The following is a 16,505-nucleotide window of genomic DNA, read 5'->3' on the forward strand; positions in this document are numbered from 1 at the left end:
GCATCAGGCTCCCATCAACAAAATCAATGTGGCGCAAACGCAGGCGTACAACGCGCCTTCGAACAGCGCTTCATGCCAGACCAGCCGCAGCACGCCGAGGCGGCGCAATACCCAGTCCAGCAATAAAAAGACCGGTATGGCGAGGATCAGCGCCTGGGCGATTGGCGGCAGGTAGACGCCGCCGATCTCGAAATCAATGGGCAAGGACGGGTTCTCCTTCAGGGACGTGCTGTTGCAGATATTCACCGTGGCGCTCAAGGAACGAGACGACGATCAACAGCGCCACACGCATGCGGAACACGGACCACAGGTGCTCGTGTGTGGCGGCATGCAGGTCATCCAGTTCGTCACCGAGGGAATGTAGCGTCGTCAGCAAGGCTGGCAGGTGCACATCCGGGCGGCCAGCGACGAAGCGGCCGGTCTGGCGCAAAGCGGCCATCAGTTGCGGGCCGAAAGCGTCCGTCAGCAAAGCATTGCCCTGCACCTGTTGTCTTAGCTGGTGAATGGCGACACCGAGCGCCACACAGGCGAGGCTGATTTCATAGCGTCGTTGCATGTCCGGGTCATTGGCTGCCGGCAACAGACCCAGCATGGTGGTCAGGCGATCGACCATGCGGCTCTCGAACGCGAATTGCTCTGCGTCCGTGGCGGGCGATTGGGTCAGTTGATACACCTGCTCCCGTGCTTCGTTGTAGAACCGACGAATTCGCAACACCGGCCGAAACGGAAAGATCCACGCATAGACGATCAGGGCCAGCATTGCCGCACTGACGTAGGCACCGGCAAACTCGAACCATTGAATGGCGGTGTTCTGCCCGGTGCCGACGTTCTGCGGGCCGAGCATCAGGAAACTCGACAAGCCCAGCCCCATGCCGATGCCCGCCGTGGCCGGGCTGGCCAGTCCCACCGCGATGACGTAAAGCAGCGGAGCCAGCAATATCGCCAGCCATTCGAAATCGTTGACCGCCGGCACCAGCATGAACTGGTACAACGCTGAAACCACCAGTGCCAGGCCCAGTCCCCGGGCGTAGCTCTGCGCGGCGATCAAGGGGCGCGGGAACGTTGCCATCAGCGAACACAGAATGCCCACCAGAATCATCCCGCCACGTGCACCGTCCCAGGCGGTTTCGATCCAGATCAGCCCGGCCACCAGCAACGCACTGAAGGCCCGGATGGCATTCATCGTCGCCAGAGTGAAATCCAGGTGCAGCGGGCTGGACTGGCCGCGAAACATGCAACTGGCCTCCCGCCCGTCCTGTATGGCTTCGCTCAGTTCGAGGATCTGCTCCAGTTGTTGCAGGAGCCGCGCCTGCTCCCAGCGCAGGGCCCAGGCCAGCGAACGCAAGGTTGCGCTCATGTCCTCGGTCAACTGTTCAGCCCTGTAGGCCAGCGCTTCGAACTGTTGCTGCAGGACAACCAGCTGATGCCTCATGCCTTCCGGCAGTGAACGCCCGTACTGTGCCAGTTGATCGAGAAACGCCAGTTCATCGGCGCGCAAGCGCTGGACCTCCAACGGCAGATCCCCGTCCCAGCGTTCGGTCAGCAACTGCCGCTGATGACGCAGGGCTGTCAGGCGCGAAGTCAGCAGCATCAGTTGATTGCCCAGCATCAACACCAGATTGTTGGCACTGCGCAGACGCGGTGCATCGAAATACAGATGACGGCGCAAGCCTTCCAGGGCGCTGATTTCGCCGAGCAGTTGCATTTGTCGGCGCTGGAATTCGCTTTCGCTTTCCTCGGTGCGAATCACCGCAGCGGCATGGGTGGCGACCAGTTTGATCACCTGATCGACTTTGGCGAAGTAGTTGCGCGAAACCGCCTCCGGACGGGCCGTCAACAGGCTGACGACACAGACGCAGGCCACCGCCAGCAGGGTTTCGGTCACCCGGGTAACCGCCAGCAGGAAGGTGCCGTCCTGATCCGGAATGGCCAGCAGCGCCACGACCACAGCGGTGTAGCCACTGAGCACGAACGCCTGGGAACTGGTGTAGCGCAGCAAGGTGCCGCCGGCCGTGCATAGTGCCAGCCACAGCGCCAGGGTTGTGATGAACGGCAAAGGCGCCTGAGGGAAAATCGCCATGATCAGCACCGCCACCGCAGCGCCCAGTGTGGTGCCGATGACCTGACCGAAACTGCGGGCCAGCGCCATCCCGGCCAGCGGCTGACTGATGATGACCACTGCCATGATCGACCATTTGGGTTGATCCAGATCGAACAGGAATGCCAGATACAGCGTCAGCAAACCGGCGGCAATCGTGCGCAGGGCAAACAGCAACACGGCCTTACCAGGATGGATCACCGTTTTGAAATAATTGAGCAGGGCTTGCATGAACGCACTCGTCAAGGGAACTTCACCAAGCGTAGTCACTGCATCGAAAGCTCGACGGCTTCCGGGGCCGACAGATGTTGTAGGGATATTCATCCTCAGTCGCGTGACATATCGGGCAGAGTGTTTGACTCAAGGCCTCAGCTGACCGAAGCTTGCCCCTCTGCGTCAATATGAAAGCTTCGGATACCTGCATGCCTCAGTCCCGCCGCTACGTGTTCATCAGTCTTGGCCTCGTGCTTGTCCTTCTGGTTGCCTGGCTGTCGCTGCGCAGCACCGCTCCCGTGGTGCCGGAAGCCATCAAGCATGGCTACAGTGAAGCGCTGGCCGCCGCCCGGGCCGGCCAGCCGGGCGCGGCGCGGGTTTTGTACCAGCAACTGGGACGCCCGGATCTTTCAGTCAAGCGACGCGTCTGGCTGCATGCCGAACTTCCGAATTACCCGAGCCCGCAAGCGTTGAAACTGGCCGATGCCGATCTGCAGAACGAATCCCCCGACGTGCGAATGGCAGCGATCAGGAGCGTGACCGGTCTGGTGCCGGGGGGCCAGCGCAGTCTGTTGCTCGGCCCGTTGCTCGACGATGAGGACCAGAACGTTCGCTTTGCCGCGATCAACGCCCTGCTCGGCCTGTCCCCGGACCAGTTGGGCCTGTACTTCGCGCCGTTGCAGCAAGGCATCGACGTGTGGGAAGAGGCACTCAAGCATCAGCCGGAAAGCGCCGCCAACCATGCGCAGCTGGCGCGTCTGTACCTGCACAATGCCGAGCTCAAACAAGCTCAGGAAGCCCTTGAGGAGACTCTGCGTCTGGATCCGGCCAACCTGCCGGCGCTGGTGATGCAGATCGAGGTGCTCGACCGCCAGGGCCAGAGCGACGCCGCCCGGCAATTGCTGGCCCGACAATTGAAGGCCCAACCCGATTCCGCCTACCTGCAACATGCCCTGGGTCTGTGGCTGCTCCATCACGATCAACGGGAATTCGCCCTGCTTGGCCTGTCCAAGGCCGTGGAGCTGGAACCCGACAACAAAGACTATCGCTACGACCTCGCCACCACGCTGCACAGCGCCGAGGAACTCGAAGCGGCGCAGAAACAATTGCAGGAAATCGTTCAGCGCCACCCCGCCGACCGCAAGGCACGGGTGCTGCTGATCAGTTACTGGAAAGAAAGTGGTCAGTTACAGAACGTGCAGGTTCTGCTTGCCCAACTCGAACAGATGAACCCGGACGACCCCTCGTTGCAGCAGGGTCTTTGAACGAGTTCTGACAGGCTCCATGACACACCCGGAAAGAAATTCGGAACCGCCCTCTCGGCAAAGGGTCAAGTAAACAGGCAGCCCGCAAAGGCGTACACCGCCCGCTGCCTCGTTTCCCCTAGTCATGAGAGGGCATTTTTTGTCTACGTCGAACGAGTTGATCAGCGCAAAAGCCGCCACGGGCATCGAAGGTCTGGACGACATCCTGGCTGGTGGGCTGTCTCGCAGTCATGTTTTCCTGCTGGAGGGCGAGCCCGGTACCGGTAAAACCACGGTGGCGTTGCATTTTCTCCTCGCTGGTGCCCGTGCCGGAGAACGCTCGCTGTACATCACGCTCTCCGAAACCGAACGCGAACTGCGCCAGGGTGCAGCGTCCCACGGCTGGGATCTGAACGAAAACATCGAGATTTTCGAGCTGACACCGCCGGAAAGCCTGCTCAATGCCGAGCATCAACAGAGCCTTTTGTACTCTTCTGATCTGGAGCTGGGCGAAGCCACCAAGCAGATTTTCGAAGTGGTCGAGCGCTTCAAGCCGACCCGGGTGGTGCTCGACAGCCTGTCGGAGATCCGCCTGCTGGCGCAAAGTTCTCTGCGCTATCGCCGGCAGATCCTGGCGATCAAGCACTACTTCGTGCGCTATGACGCGACGGTGTTGCTGCTGGATGACCTGACCACCGAATCCCTCGACAAGACCGTCCACAGCGTGGCCCACGGTGTCATCCGCCTCGAAGAACTGACCCCCAACTATGGCGCCGAACGCCGACGCGTGCGGGTGATCAAATATCGCGGCCAGAAGTACCGCGGCGGCTTTCACGACTTCACCATCATGGGCGATGGCGTGCATGTCTTTCCGCGCCTGGTGGCGGCTGAACATCGGGGCGATTACCCGCGTCTGCAATTGACCAGTGGCATCAGTGAAATGGACGCGCTGCTGGGTGGCGGCATCGAGACCGGTTCCAGCACGCTCATCCTTGGCCCGGCCGGTACCGGCAAATCGCTGATCTCGATGATCTTCGCTGCCGCTGCAGTAACGCGCGGCGAAAAAGCGGCATTGTTCATTTTCGATGAAGAACTGGGCCTGCTGTTCGAGCGCATGAAGAACATCGGCATCGACCTCAAGGCCTTGCAAGCCACCGGTAATCTGCTGATCGAGCAGGTCGACGCCGCTGAACTGTCGCCCGGCGAGTTCTCCCATCGGGTACGCCGCTGTGTCGATGAAGCCGACATCAAAACCGTGGTGATCGACAGCATCAACGGCTATCAAGCCGCGATGCCGGAAGAAAACGCGCTGGTCCTGCACATGCACGAGCTGTTGCTGTACCTCAATCGCAAGGGTGCCGCGACCTTCATGACCGTCGCCCAGCACGGACTGGTCGGCGACATGCAGGCGCCGGTGGACATCACCTATCTGGCCGACACGGTCATCCTGCTGCGTTATTTCGAAGCCCTCGGCAAGGTGCGCCGGGCGATTTCGATCATCAAGAAACGCACTGGCAGCCACGAATCGACCATCCGCGAATACCGGATTTCCGCGCAGGGCATGACCATCGGCGAACCGCTGGAAGCCTTCCAGGGCGTGCTGCGCGGTGTGCCCACGTACCTCGGCGCGAGCAATCCGCTGCTCAAGGAAGAGAACTTGTGACCGTCACCGTCCCGCTGTCGGAACGGGCGCTGATTCTGGCGCCCCTGGGTCGCGACAGCCAGATTGCGCTGATGATCCTCAACGAGGCCGGTTACGGCGGCCTGATCACCCCGGACCTCGCCAACCTGTGCAGTGAACTGGAGCCCGGCGCCGGTCTGTTGCTGATTGCCGCCGAAGCCCTCAATGGCCCAGACCTGGAAGGCCTGTTGGCCTATCTGAAGCAACAACCGGCATGGTCGGATCTGCCCATCGTTTTGTTCACTCATCATGGCGGGGCCGAGCAAGGTCCGTCTTCGCGTCTCAGTGAGTTGCTGGGCAACGTGACATTCCTTGAGCGCCCTTTCCATCCGGCCACCTTGATCAGTCTGGTGTCCACTGCGTTGCGCGGTCGACGACGACAGTACGAAGCCCGCGATCGTCTGATCGATCTGAGCGAAAGCGAACGACGCCTGCAATCGACTCTCGAAACCCTTGAGCAACAAGTCGAGGAACGCACGGCGCAGTTGCGGCACAACGAAGAAGCCCTGCGTCAGTCGCAGAAAATGGAAGCGGTCGGCCAACTCACCGGCGGTATCGCCCACGACTTCAACAACATGCTGACCGGGATCATTGGCAGCCTCGAATTGATGCGCCGGCGTCTTGCCCGTGGTCGGACAGATGATCTCGACAGCCTGATCGATCTGGGCGTGACCTCCGCCAACCGCGCCGCCGGCCTGACTCATCGTCTGTTGGCGTTTTCCCGCCGGCAGTCACTGGACTCCAAAGCGGTGCAGATGAATGACCTGGTGCGATCGATGGGCGAACTGCTGCAACGCAGCCTCAACGAGAGCATCCAGTTGGACATGCGCCTGCACGAACAACTGTGGGTGGCCGAGGCGGATCCCAATCAACTGGAAAGCGCCCTGCTCAACCTGGTGATCAACGCACGCGACGCGATGCCCGATGGCGGCAATCTTGTAGTCGAAACCGGTAATCAGGTGCTGGATCGCGACTTCACTGCGACTTACAGCAATCTGTCGCCGGGCGATTACGTAGTGCTAAGCGTGACCGACAATGGCTGCGGCATGCCGCAGAGCGTGATCAACCGCGCATTCGATCCCTTCTTCACCACCAAACCCATCGGTCAGGGTACCGGGCTCGGCCTGTCGATGATTTATGGTTTCAGCAAGCAATCCGGCGGGCATGTGTCGATCGACAGCGAAATCGATCAGGGCACCACGGTCAAACTCTATCTACCTCGATTCCAGGGTGAATCCCTGCCCCACACCCCGATGGATACAGAACAGACTCCGGATGCCCTGGAAGGCGAAACCGTGCTGATCGTTGAAGACGACCCGGCCGTACGTGTGCTGGTCAGCGCCGTATTGAGCGAATTGGGTTACGGATTCGTCGAAGCCAGCGACGCCGACGGTGCCGTGCCCATCCTGGACTCGGCGCAGCGCATTGATCTGCTGATCAGCGACGTCGGTCTGCCGGGCATGAACGGCCGGCAGCTTGCGGAAATCGGCCGGCAATACCGGCCGGAATTGAAAGTGCTGTTCATCACCGGCTATGCCGAGCACGCAGCGGTGCGCGGCGGATTCCTCGACCCTGGCATGCAGATGATCACCAAGCCCTTCACCTTCGATCTGTTGACGGCGAAGGTGCGGGAGATGATCAAGAGCTGAGGCGGTTGACGCCTCAGGCCAGCAGTTCCTGAATTTTCTCTTGCAACACGTCCAGGTCGAACGGTTTTTCCAGGATCGGCGCCCGGCGGGTGATCGGGCTGCCGGTCTCGCGGATTTCCTGCGGATAGCCGCTGATGAAGATCACCTTCAGATCAGGACGCAATTTGACGGCGGGTTCGGCGATCTGCACGCCGGAGATTCCGCCAGGCAAGCGGAAATCGGTAATCAACATGTCCAGATGCGGCTTGCTCGCCAGAATCTCGAACGCCTGCTCGCCGTTTTCGGCCTGCAATACGCGATAGCCCTGCCCCGACAGATAATCTGTCAGCACCATCAGGATCACCGGTTCGTCCTCGACGACGAGTACTACATCTTGTGCATCTACGCTCATGGGAAGCCTTTGTTCGGTCAATAGCTGCTGATACGACCGTGTGGTCACTCAGAGGTTGCGTTTGTTTCGCCGTTTTCCTGGAGCGGCAGACAAACGCGAAACAGGGCGCCCTCGTTGATCTTGCTTTCGACGACGATGGAGCCGCCGTGGGCGGCGACGATCTGCTCGGAAATGAACAGACCCAGTCCGAGACCGGCGACCACCGTCTTGGCGGAAACCCGTTCGAACTGTTGAAAAATACGCTTCTGGTTCTCCTCGCTGATGCCGATGCCCTGATCCGCAACTTCGACCCGCGCCTCACTGCCCTCGCGATAAACCCGTACCTGAATCGGACTCTTGCCGCCATACCGCAAGGCGTTGGTCAGCAGGTTCGACACCACTTGTTCGATGCGGAACTCGTCCCATTGCCCTTCTACCGGTTCCGTCGCGGTAAAGCTGACTTCAGTCTCGGCCGCCTCGATCTGCTGGGCGAAATTCTGCAGCAGGTTGCCCACCAGTTGCGAAAGATCGAAACGGCTCGGTCGGATCGACAGCTTGCCGGTGCGGATCCGTGACACGTCGAGCATGTCCTCGATCAGCCGGATCAGGCTTTTGATCTGGCGCTCGTCGCGGTCGACCATGGCGTGCATCTTGTCGAGGGTGAACGCAGCGGCGTTGTCCCGGGCCAGATGCATCTTGCGCAGCTGCGTTTCGAGGATAAGACCGTTGAGCGGCGTGCGCACTTCGTGGGCGACGATCGACATGAAATCGTCACGCATGCGCACGGCCTGCTCCAGTTCGCCCTGGGTGCTTTGCAGTTGCTGCAACAGCGCTTCCTGTTCGCGACGACTCTGCTCCAGCGCTTCGACCTGTTGTTTCATCGCCTTGCTCTGGCGATACAGGTCGACGAAGACGTTGACCTTGCTCTTCACCGCATGGATATCCAGCGGCTTGTGCAGGAAGTCCACCGCACCGCTTTCATAGCCCTTGAACGCGTAGTTCAGCTCACGGCCGGCGGCACTGACGAAAATGATCGGGATGTTCTTGGTCTTCTCGGTGCCGCGCATCAGTTCGGCCAGTTCGAAGCCGTTCATGCCGGGCATCTGCACATCGAGAATGGCCATGGCGAATTCGTGTTGCAGCAACAGCGATAGTGCTTCGTCCGCTGAATGCGCTTTATAGACGGTGCGGTCTTCGCGTTTGATCAGCGCTTCGAGAGCCAGCAGGTTCTCGGGCAGATCGTCGACGATCAGCAGTTTTGCCTGGATATTACTCAGCATGCGATTCGTTCCAGCTCGACAAGCAGACGGCCGATGCCGCGTATGGGAAGTATGTGATCCGGTTGATGAGTCTTCAATGCGGCCTCGGGCATGGTCGCCACCAGCGCATCTTGCGGATCCTGAACGATGGTCAACCCGCCAAGACGTTTGACCTGGGCCAGACCTCGTGCGCCATCGTGGTTGGCCCCGGTCAGCAGCACGGCAGCCAGCGCCGGGCCGTAGACATCGGCAGCGGACTCGAACAGAAAATCGATCGACGGCCGCGAATGGTGCAAACGGTCCTCCAGGCTCAACGACAGGCTGCGGTCCTGCTCTACCGACAGGTGATAGCCCGGTGTGGCGAAATACACGGTGCCGGGCTGGATGTCCTGTTTGTCGACGGCCTCGGTGACAGGTAACTCCACGCGCCGGGCGAACACCTCGGCGAGTTGACTGCGTCGTTCTTCCGGCAGATGCAGCACGATGATGATCGGCAGACCGAAGCCTGCCCGCAGCGAACCGAGCAGGGTCAGCAAGGCCTCGACGCCACCGGCGGAAGCCCCGACCACAATCGCCTCGACCTGAGGCAAATCCGCTGCACTGTTCATGATTTGCGGTAGATCCGTTCTTGTTTCACCAAGGGTTCGAACTGGTTGGCGTACCCGGAAAAATCCAGCGTTTCCTTGCTGCCCAGTACCAGAAATCCACGGTGGCACAGCGATTCATGGAACAATCCGAACGCCCGATCCTGAAGTTTTTTATTGAAGTAAATCAACACGTTACGACATGAAATTAATTGAGTTTCGGAGAATACGCTATCCGTTGCCAGGCTGTGATCGGCGAAAGTCACGTTCTCGCACAGGCTCTTGTCGAAAATCGCGTAACCATACGCAGCCGTGTAGTAGTCGGCAAACGAGCGCTGACCGCCGGCCTGCTGGTAGTTGGCGGTGTAGGCGCGCACGTTCTCCATCGAAAAGATCCCCTGCTTGGCCTTGTCCAACGAGCGCGGGTTGATGTCGGTCGCGTAGATGATCGTGCGATCCAGCAGACCTTCTTCACGCAGCAGGATCGCCATCGAATAGACCTCCTCGCCCGTGCTGCACCCGGCGATCCAGATCTTGATCGACGGATAGGTCTTGAGCAGCGGCACCACTTCCTGACGGATCGCCAGGAAGTGCGACGGATCGCGGAACATCTCGCTGACCGGAATCGTCAGCAATTGCAGCAATTGCATGAACGCCGTCGGGTCATGCAGGACCTTTTCCTGCAACGCCGAAATGGTCGCGCATTCGAACTGGCTCAGCGCATGTTGCACCCGGCGCTTGATCGATGCGCCGGAATAATCGCGAAAGTCGTAGCTGTACTTGAGATAAATCGCCTCGATCAGCAACCGCAGTTCGATTTCACTGTTTCGTTCAATGTGACTACTACGTTCCACTAAATGCGTTCCATCTTCGGCAACCACACGCGAATCAGCGAGAACAGGCGATCCAGATCGATGGGCTTGGCCAGGTAATCATTGGCGCCCGCCTGCAGGCAGCGCTCCTGATCGTCCTTCATGGCCTTGGCCGTCACCGCAATGATCGGCAGCTTGCGCCAGCGCGGATCCTTGCGGATTTCCATGGTGGCTTCAAAACCATCCATTTCCGGCATCATCACGTCCATCAGCACCAGATCGATGTCCTCGACTTCTTTCAGTTTTTCAATCGCTTCACGGCCGTTACGGCCGATCACCACGACTGCACCCTTGGTTTCCAGCGCGCTGGTCAGGGCGAAAATGTTACGCACATCGTCGTCCACCAGCAGCACTTTGCGGCCTTCGAAGACCTTGTCGCGGCTGCGCGCGGTCTTGAGCATCTTCTGCCGTTCATGGGACAACTGCGATTCGACTTTGTGCAGAAAGAGTGTGACCTCGTCCAGAAGGCGTTCCGGCGAGCGTGCCCCCTTGATGATGATCGAACGCGAATACTTGCGCAGATCGGCCTCTTCATCGCGGGTCAGGTTGCGTCCGGTGTAGACGATGACCGGTGGGAACGAACAGATGTCTTCGGTGGACATGCGCTTGAGCAGATCGTTGCCGAGCATGTCCGGCAGCTTCAGGTCGATGACCATGCAATCGAAGATCGTCGTGCGCAGCAGTTCCAGCGCGTCCTGCGCCAGGCCGACGGCGGTGATTTCGATGTCGTCATCACCGATCAGGCGGGCGATGCTTTCCCGTTGCAGATCGTCGTCTTCGACCAGCAACACGCGTTTGACCTTCTGGGTCAGCTTGGCTTCAAGACGCGCGAACACGTCCTTGAGCTCTTCGCGGGTGGTCGGTTTGACCGCGTAACCGATGGCACCCATGTGCATGGCGGCCTCGACGCGATCCTCGACCGAAATCACGTGCACCGGGATATGCCGCGTTTCAGCGTGCTCTTTAAGGCGTTGCAGAACGGTCAGGCCCGAGTGATCCGGCAGACGCATGTCCAGCAGGATCGCATCCGGCACAAACTCTTTCGCCAGGTCATAACCTTCATCGGCGCCGTGGGCGACCAGACACTGATAACCCAGTTCATGGGCCAGGTCGTAGAGGATATGGGCAAAGTTCGGCTCGTCTTCCACCACCAGAATGCAGCGGGTGTCGAACGGGGCCTTGTTACGGTCGTCGTTGAAGCGCGGGATATCCGCGGAGGCCACCGGCGAAACCGCCACGACCGGCGCGGCAACCGGTGCAGGCGGGGCAAACGTCAGCGGTGCGATCGCCGTTTCGCCCTCTTCGCTGTATTGCTGCGGCAACACCAGGGTAAACACGCTGCCCTGCCCCGGCGCGCTGCTGACACTGATCGAGCCGCCCAGCAACATCGCCAGATCCCGGGAAATCGACAGCCCCAGACCGGTGCCGCCGTACTTGCGGTTGGTGGTGCCGTCAGCCTGGCGGAAGGCTTCGAAAATGCTTTCCTGCTGGTCCTGCGCAATCCCGATACCCGAGTCGCGCACGATAAAGGCAATGTGGTCGTCCGGCTGGCCGGCGATGGTCAGGCTGACCGTGCCGTGCTCGGTGAACTTCACGGCGTTGGACAGCAGGTTCTTGATCACCTGCTCCAGACGCTGTCGGTCGGTGAACAGGGTGATCGGCGCATCCGGTTGCAACTCGACGCTGAACGTCAGTTTCTTGTCTGCAGCCAGTGGTTCGAACACGCTGCGCAAACCATCGGCCAGACGCGCCACGCTGGTGTTTTCCGGAACCACTTCAAGCTTGCCGGCTTCGACCTTGGAAATGTCGAGAATGTCGTTGATCAGGTTGAGCAGGTCGTTGCCGGCGGAATAGATCGACTCGGCAAACTTCACCTGCTCGGCGCTGAGATTTTCCTGCGGGTTTTCCGCCAGCAACTTGGCCAGGATCAGCGAACTGTTCAGCGGCGTGCGCAGTTCGTGGGACATATTGGCCAGGAACTCGGATTTGTACTTGCTCGAACGCTGCAGCTCTTCGGCGCGCTCTTCCAGTTGTACCTGGGCCTGATTGAGTTCGGTGTTCTTCTGGTCCATGGCGTCGCGTTGCTCGGCCAGGGTCTGGGCCTGTTCGGCCAGTTGTTCGTTGGTCTGCTCCAGCTCGACTTGCTGGGTTTCCAGGTGCGCCTGGGACTCCTTGAGAATCCGTGACTGTTCTTCCAGCTCTTCGTTGGCGGTTTTCAGTTCTTCCTGCTGCACCTGCAACTCTTCGTTGAGCTGCTGGGTCTCGGCCAGGACCTCCTGCAGACGCTGGCGATAACGCGCCGCCTCGATGGACGTACCGATGTTGCCGGCAATCAGTTCCAGCAGCGCCACATCGCGCTCGGTCAGCGGACGCAGGAAGCCCAGTTCGATCACGCCGTTGACCCGGTCGTCATCGCTGGTCGGCACCACCAGCACACTGTGCGGCAGGCCTTCGCCCAGACCGGAGCTGACCTTGAAGTAATCGGCTGGCACCGAATCGAGACGAATCAGCCGCGCCTGCTGCGCGGCCTGACCGACGATGCCTTCGTCGCTGTAGATCGATTGTTCCTGTTGCTCCTGCTCGCGAGAGAAGCCATAGCTCGCCACGCGCTTCAGGCCGCCATGTTCTTCGCGCACGTACAACGCCGCGACGGCAGTGCCCAGGTATTGCGCACAAAATTGCAGGATGTTGCGCCCCAACAGATTGAGCGTCAGTTGCCCCAGCACCTGCTCGGCCAGGCCGGTCTGGCCTGTGCGCAGCCAGGCCTGCTGTTCCAGACGTTCAGCGCTGGCCTGCTGCGCAGCCAGGTTTGCGCTATAGCTATTGGAAAGACTGACCAGATCGCGCCGGCCAATGTAGGCCAGCAAACCGCTGATGCCGGCGATGAACAGCAGATACAGGCTGATGCTCCAGATCGTGGTCCGGCGCACATCTTCGTTGCGCGTGGTGCGCAATGTCTGCTCGGTATCGATCACGTCATCGAATTGCTTGCGGATCTCATCGGTCAGGCGCTTGCCGCGCCCGGCCTTCACCGCAGCCTTGTAGTCGCCGCTGGCACGCTGCAGGTCGATCATTGATTGCGCGTAGGTCGCCCACTCGGTCTGCAGTGCCTGCAGGCGGCGCAGGCGGTCGGTCTGCACCGGGTTGTCGGCCGTCAGTTCGAGCAAGGTGTTGAGCGCCACGGCGATGCGAGGCTTGGCCGTTTCATAGGGATCGAGGAAATGCTCGTCGCCACTGAGCAGGTAGCCGCGCATGCCGGTTTCCAGATCGACCGTCAGCTTCACCGCTTCGTTGGCGTTATTGATCACCCGGTCGGTGTGCTCCACCCACTGGATGACCGACAGCAAATAAGTGATCAGCGACACGAAGAACACGGCACTGATCGCACCGACGCCCAGTGGCAGCGCGATGTTGCGAGTCAGCAGTTTGCGAAACCGTGATTCATCAACCGAGGACGGAGAGGACATGTGGCAGCCTTGTCGAACTGTTGAAAACCAGGGAGTTTGCCCCAAAACGGCGGCATGGATCCATTTTTCTCACAGTCTTAGCACTGTTTTCCCACATTTGCCTGCGCCGGATTGCATGCCAACGGTTATCCTTGCCCGCCCGTTTGCGCCTATTCTTTTTTGTATCCATCCGGGAACTTGTGGCCATGCGCCACTTACTCATGCAAGAGCCCGGCAATTTCCCTCGACCGGCGCCACCATCCCCATTTTTGAGAGCCGCCACTATGTCCACCACCGCGTCCACCATCCTTGTAGTAGAAGACGACACCATCGTGCGCATGCTGATCGTCGACGTGCTGGAGGAACTGGACTTCAAGGTGCTGGAGGCGGATGGCAGCGAACAGGCCCTGGCAATCATCAAGGACGGGAATCAGCACATCGATCTGATGATGACCGACGTCGGGCTGCCGATCATGGATGGCCGTCAACTGGCCACCGAGGCCCGCAATATCCGCCCTTCACTGCCGATTCTGTTTGCCAGCGGCTATGCCGAGACCATTGAAGTGCCGGCGGACATGCATGTGATCGGCAAGCCTTTCTCGATCGATCAACTGCGCGACAAGGTGAAAAGCGTACTGGGTCAACACTGACACGAGCGGTTTCAGCGCGGATTCAACCTCAGGATATGTTCTAATCCGCGCGTTTTTTCTTCTTCCCTCTCGTACTTCAGGAAACACTTTTTCATGAGTCAGCCCGCAACCAAAGTCCTCGTCATTGGTTACGTCTGGCCGGAACCCCGTTCCTCCGCCGCCAGCGGGCATGTGATGCAGATTCTCGAGACCTTCCTGCAACAAGGCTGGGACATTACGTTCGCCAGCCCGGCGGGCGTCGGCGAACATCCGGCCGATCTTGCCGAACTGGGCATCCGTACTGTTCCGATCGAATTGAACAACAGCAGCTTCGATGTCTTCGTCAGCGGACTGGCACCCGATATCGTGTTGTTCGACCAGTTCATGATCGAAGAACAATTCGGCTGGCGCGTGGAAAAGCACTGTCCCGATGCGCTGCGCGTACTGGAAACATCGGACTTGCAGAGTTTGCGGCACGCTCGTCATCAACGCTTGAAGGATCGGCTGAAGGCCAGCGATGACGCGAACGACTTCCATGAGTTGTTTGCGCCTGCGCTGCGCGAAGAATTCGAGCTGATGGCTGACACCGACCTGGCCAAACGCGAGATTGCCGCGCTCTACCGCTGTGATCTGAATCTGATGATTTCACAGGTCGAAATCGAGTTGCTGGAGCAACAGTTCAAGTTACCGCCCGAGTTGCTGCACTGGTGCCCGTTGATGGTCAAAGCGTCCAGCTCGCCGGCAAAACCTTTCGAGGAGCGCGCGCACTTCCTCAGTATCGGCAACTTCCGTCACGCGCCGAACTGGGACGCGGTTTTATGGATGAAATCGGCCGTCTGGCCGCTGATCCGCGAGCAACTTCCGAAAGCTCAATTGCACATCTACGGCGCCTACACGCCGCCCAAGGCTGCTGCGCTGCACAATGCCGCGCAGGGTTTTCACATCATGAACTGGGCGGAGGATGCGTTGCAGGTCATGTCCGATGCGCGCATCTGCCTGGCACCTCTGCGGTTTGGGGCGGGCATCAAGGGCAAGCTGATCGACGCCATGCTCTGCGGCACCCCGAATGTCACCACGCCGATTGGTGCTGAAGGCATGCATACCGACCAGCCATGGCCGGGCGCTGTCTGCCGTACAGCGCAGGATCTGGCCAATGCTGCTGTCGAACTTTATCGCGACGAAGTTCGTTGGCACGCCGCGCAGTCACAAGGGCACGCGCTACTCCAAGAGGTTTATCAGCAGGCCATTCATGGGCCGGCGCTGATCAACAAACTGCTGGAATGCCGAGAAAACATTACCCAACTAAGACGTAAAAACTTTACTGGAAGCATGTTGCGACATCATTCGCACAAGAGCACGCAATATATGGCCCAGTGGATTGAAGCCAAGAATTCGAACAAATAACCTGTCTTTGAAATGTATAAATACAGCAGCCAACAACTTGCATCAACCGCTAGATAGCCACGCCAAAACTTAAACACTATAAACATCCTGCTCGCGCCACTCTCGTCATTAAGGAGTGGCGCCACAATCAACTTATGCAGGATCTATACATGACCGACATCAATAACTACTCCACCCATAACTGGATGGCGTCGACACCATCCATTGATTCACTTTCGATATCCGAACTGACGCTGCCGGGAACCCACAACGCCGGCAGCGACTGGCGCGCCAGTTATCCTGTCTTCGGCCCGCCCCGCCATTGGCTGGCCTGTCAACACGACTCGTTTCATGCCCAGTTGCACCATGGTGCGCGGGTGCTGGACATTCGCCTGGCCTACGAGCCAAAGGCAGAAGGCGTCGGCAGATTCCGTGCTCACCATGGCGGGCACCGCAACTCCCGAACCCTGGGCAACCTAATCACCGATGTAGAAAACTTTCTGAAGCAAAACCCGGACGAGTTCATTGTTCTGGATTTTCACAGCCTCGACGGTAACGACTTCGATTATGAATACTTCAATAAAATGATGATTCATCTGCTCGGCCATCGCCTGATCCCGAGCCGGAATTTGAGCGCCAGTCTTGGGCAACTCAAGCAAATCAGCAAAGAGCAACGTGTATTCGCCGCCGCTCGATCACACTGGCAACTGGATCGCCAAGTGTTCATTGATTACATCAACCATCAATGGTCGGGCAACGACCTGACCGCAACGGCGGAATTGAAACAGTTCATCGGCAATGTCCTGAAATCCCCACCGGGTTCCTGGAAACCCTGGTCGTTGTCCGCCACCAGTTTCACCGCGCTGGGCGGTCCGGTTGATATTCATAAGCAATTGAACGAATGGTTCGACCCGAACGAGAGTGATTGGGCAATGAAGTGCAACGTCATCAACGTCGACTTCATCGAAGAGAGCAACATCGTGTCGTTCTGCCGTGCCGTGAATCAGACCAAGGCCCACCAGCGCCCCGCTGATCGCCTGCTGGCGTAACGGGGGCGCAAAGAGGCATGATCGCCGG

13 protein-coding genes are annotated in these 16,505 nt (G+C 59.3%); 6 read left to right on the plus strand and 7 right to left on the minus strand.

All coding sequences use genetic code 11. The features are described 5' to 3' along the window. Positions 1 to 3: 3 nt before the first annotated feature. Together DXT77_RS01630 and DXT77_RS01635 are read right to left on the minus strand one after the other, a co-directional pair. On the minus strand, positions 4 to 204 hold the full coding sequence (locus DXT77_RS01630) for a DUF1656 domain-containing protein (RefSeq protein ID WP_085709788.1): 201 nt from the start codon (positions 202 to 204) through the stop codon (positions 4 to 6). Further along, positions 194 to 2,329, minus strand: coding sequence for an FUSC family protein (locus DXT77_RS01635; protein WP_119426372.1), 2,136 nt, complete (start codon positions 2,327 to 2,329; stop codon positions 194 to 196). The genes DXT77_RS01630 and DXT77_RS01635 overlap by 11 nt, the downstream gene beginning before the upstream one ends. Positions 2,330 to 2,520: 191 nt before the next feature. Here DXT77_RS01635 and DXT77_RS01640 point away from each other — a divergent pair, with 191 nt between their 5' ends. The 3 genes from DXT77_RS01640 to DXT77_RS01650 all read left to right on the plus strand — a co-directional run bounded on the left by DXT77_RS01640 (position 2,521) and on the right by DXT77_RS01650 (position 6,885). Continuing rightward, positions 2,521 to 3,576, plus strand: coding sequence for a tetratricopeptide repeat protein (locus DXT77_RS01640; protein ID WP_119426373.1), 1,056 nt, complete (start codon positions 2,521 to 2,523; stop codon positions 3,574 to 3,576). Positions 3,577 to 3,715: 139 nt separating this feature from the next. Beyond that, a complete protein-coding gene (locus DXT77_RS01645) occupies positions 3,716 to 5,218 on the plus strand; it encodes an ATPase domain-containing protein (protein WP_119426374.1) in 1,503 nt (500 codons plus the stop codon). Continuing rightward, a complete protein-coding gene (locus DXT77_RS01650; protein ID WP_119426375.1) occupies positions 5,215 to 6,885 on the plus strand; it encodes an ATP-binding protein in 1,671 nt (556 codons plus the stop codon). The genes DXT77_RS01645 and DXT77_RS01650 overlap by 4 nt, the downstream gene beginning before the upstream one ends. Before the next feature lie 13 nt (positions 6,886 to 6,898). Here the strand turns inward: DXT77_RS01650 and DXT77_RS01655 are convergent, their stop codons facing one another. From DXT77_RS01655 to DXT77_RS01675, 5 genes are read right to left on the minus strand one after another with little or no spacing between them, the layout of a single operon-like run. After that, positions 6,899 to 7,276, minus strand: coding sequence for a response regulator (locus DXT77_RS01655; RefSeq protein ID WP_007954537.1), 378 nt, complete (start codon positions 7,274 to 7,276; stop codon positions 6,899 to 6,901). A gap of 44 nt (positions 7,277 to 7,320) precedes the next feature. Beyond that, positions 7,321 to 8,535: a hybrid sensor histidine kinase/response regulator gene (locus DXT77_RS01660; protein WP_119426376.1), complete on the minus strand. Its 1,215-nt coding sequence runs from the start codon at positions 8,533 to 8,535 to the stop codon at positions 7,321 to 7,323. After that, entirely contained in the window at positions 8,529 to 9,122 is a 594-nt protein-coding gene (locus DXT77_RS01665) for a chemotaxis protein CheB (RefSeq protein WP_119426377.1), read from the minus strand. The genes DXT77_RS01660 and DXT77_RS01665 overlap by 7 nt, the downstream gene beginning before the upstream one ends. Then, complete coding sequence (locus tag DXT77_RS01670) at positions 9,119 to 9,952, minus strand: protein-glutamate O-methyltransferase CheR (RefSeq protein ID WP_119426378.1); 834 nt, start codon at positions 9,950 to 9,952, stop codon at positions 9,119 to 9,121. The genes DXT77_RS01665 and DXT77_RS01670 overlap by 4 nt, the downstream gene beginning before the upstream one ends. Then, complete coding sequence (locus tag DXT77_RS01675; protein WP_119426379.1) at positions 9,952 to 13,437, minus strand: response regulator; 3,486 nt, start codon at positions 13,435 to 13,437, stop codon at positions 9,952 to 9,954. Before DXT77_RS01675 ends, DXT77_RS01670 begins: the two co-directional genes overlap by 1 nt. Before the next feature lie 263 nt (positions 13,438 to 13,700). Here DXT77_RS01675 and DXT77_RS01680 point away from each other — a divergent pair, with 263 nt between their 5' ends. The 3 genes from DXT77_RS01680 (at position 13,701) to DXT77_RS01690 (ending at position 16,477) form a co-directional block, all read left to right on the plus strand. After that, on the plus strand, positions 13,701 to 14,066 hold the full coding sequence (locus DXT77_RS01680) for a response regulator (RefSeq protein ID WP_119426380.1): 366 nt from the start codon (positions 13,701 to 13,703) through the stop codon (positions 14,064 to 14,066). A gap of 93 nt (positions 14,067 to 14,159) precedes the next feature. Then, a complete protein-coding gene (locus DXT77_RS01685) occupies positions 14,160 to 15,449 on the plus strand; it encodes a glycosyltransferase (protein WP_119426381.1) in 1,290 nt (429 codons plus the stop codon). Positions 15,450 to 15,598: 149 nt separating this feature from the next. Continuing rightward, positions 15,599 to 16,477, plus strand: a complete 879-nt coding sequence (locus tag DXT77_RS01690; RefSeq protein ID WP_119426382.1) for a phospholipase — start codon at positions 15,599 to 15,601, stop codon at positions 16,475 to 16,477. Positions 16,478 to 16,505: the final 28 nt, after the last annotated feature.

Origin of the sequence: Pseudomonas sp. 91RF (genome assembly GCF_003576265.1) — a bacterium.
GTDB lineage: Bacteria > Pseudomonadota > Gammaproteobacteria > Pseudomonadales > Pseudomonadaceae > Aquipseudomonas > Aquipseudomonas kribbensis.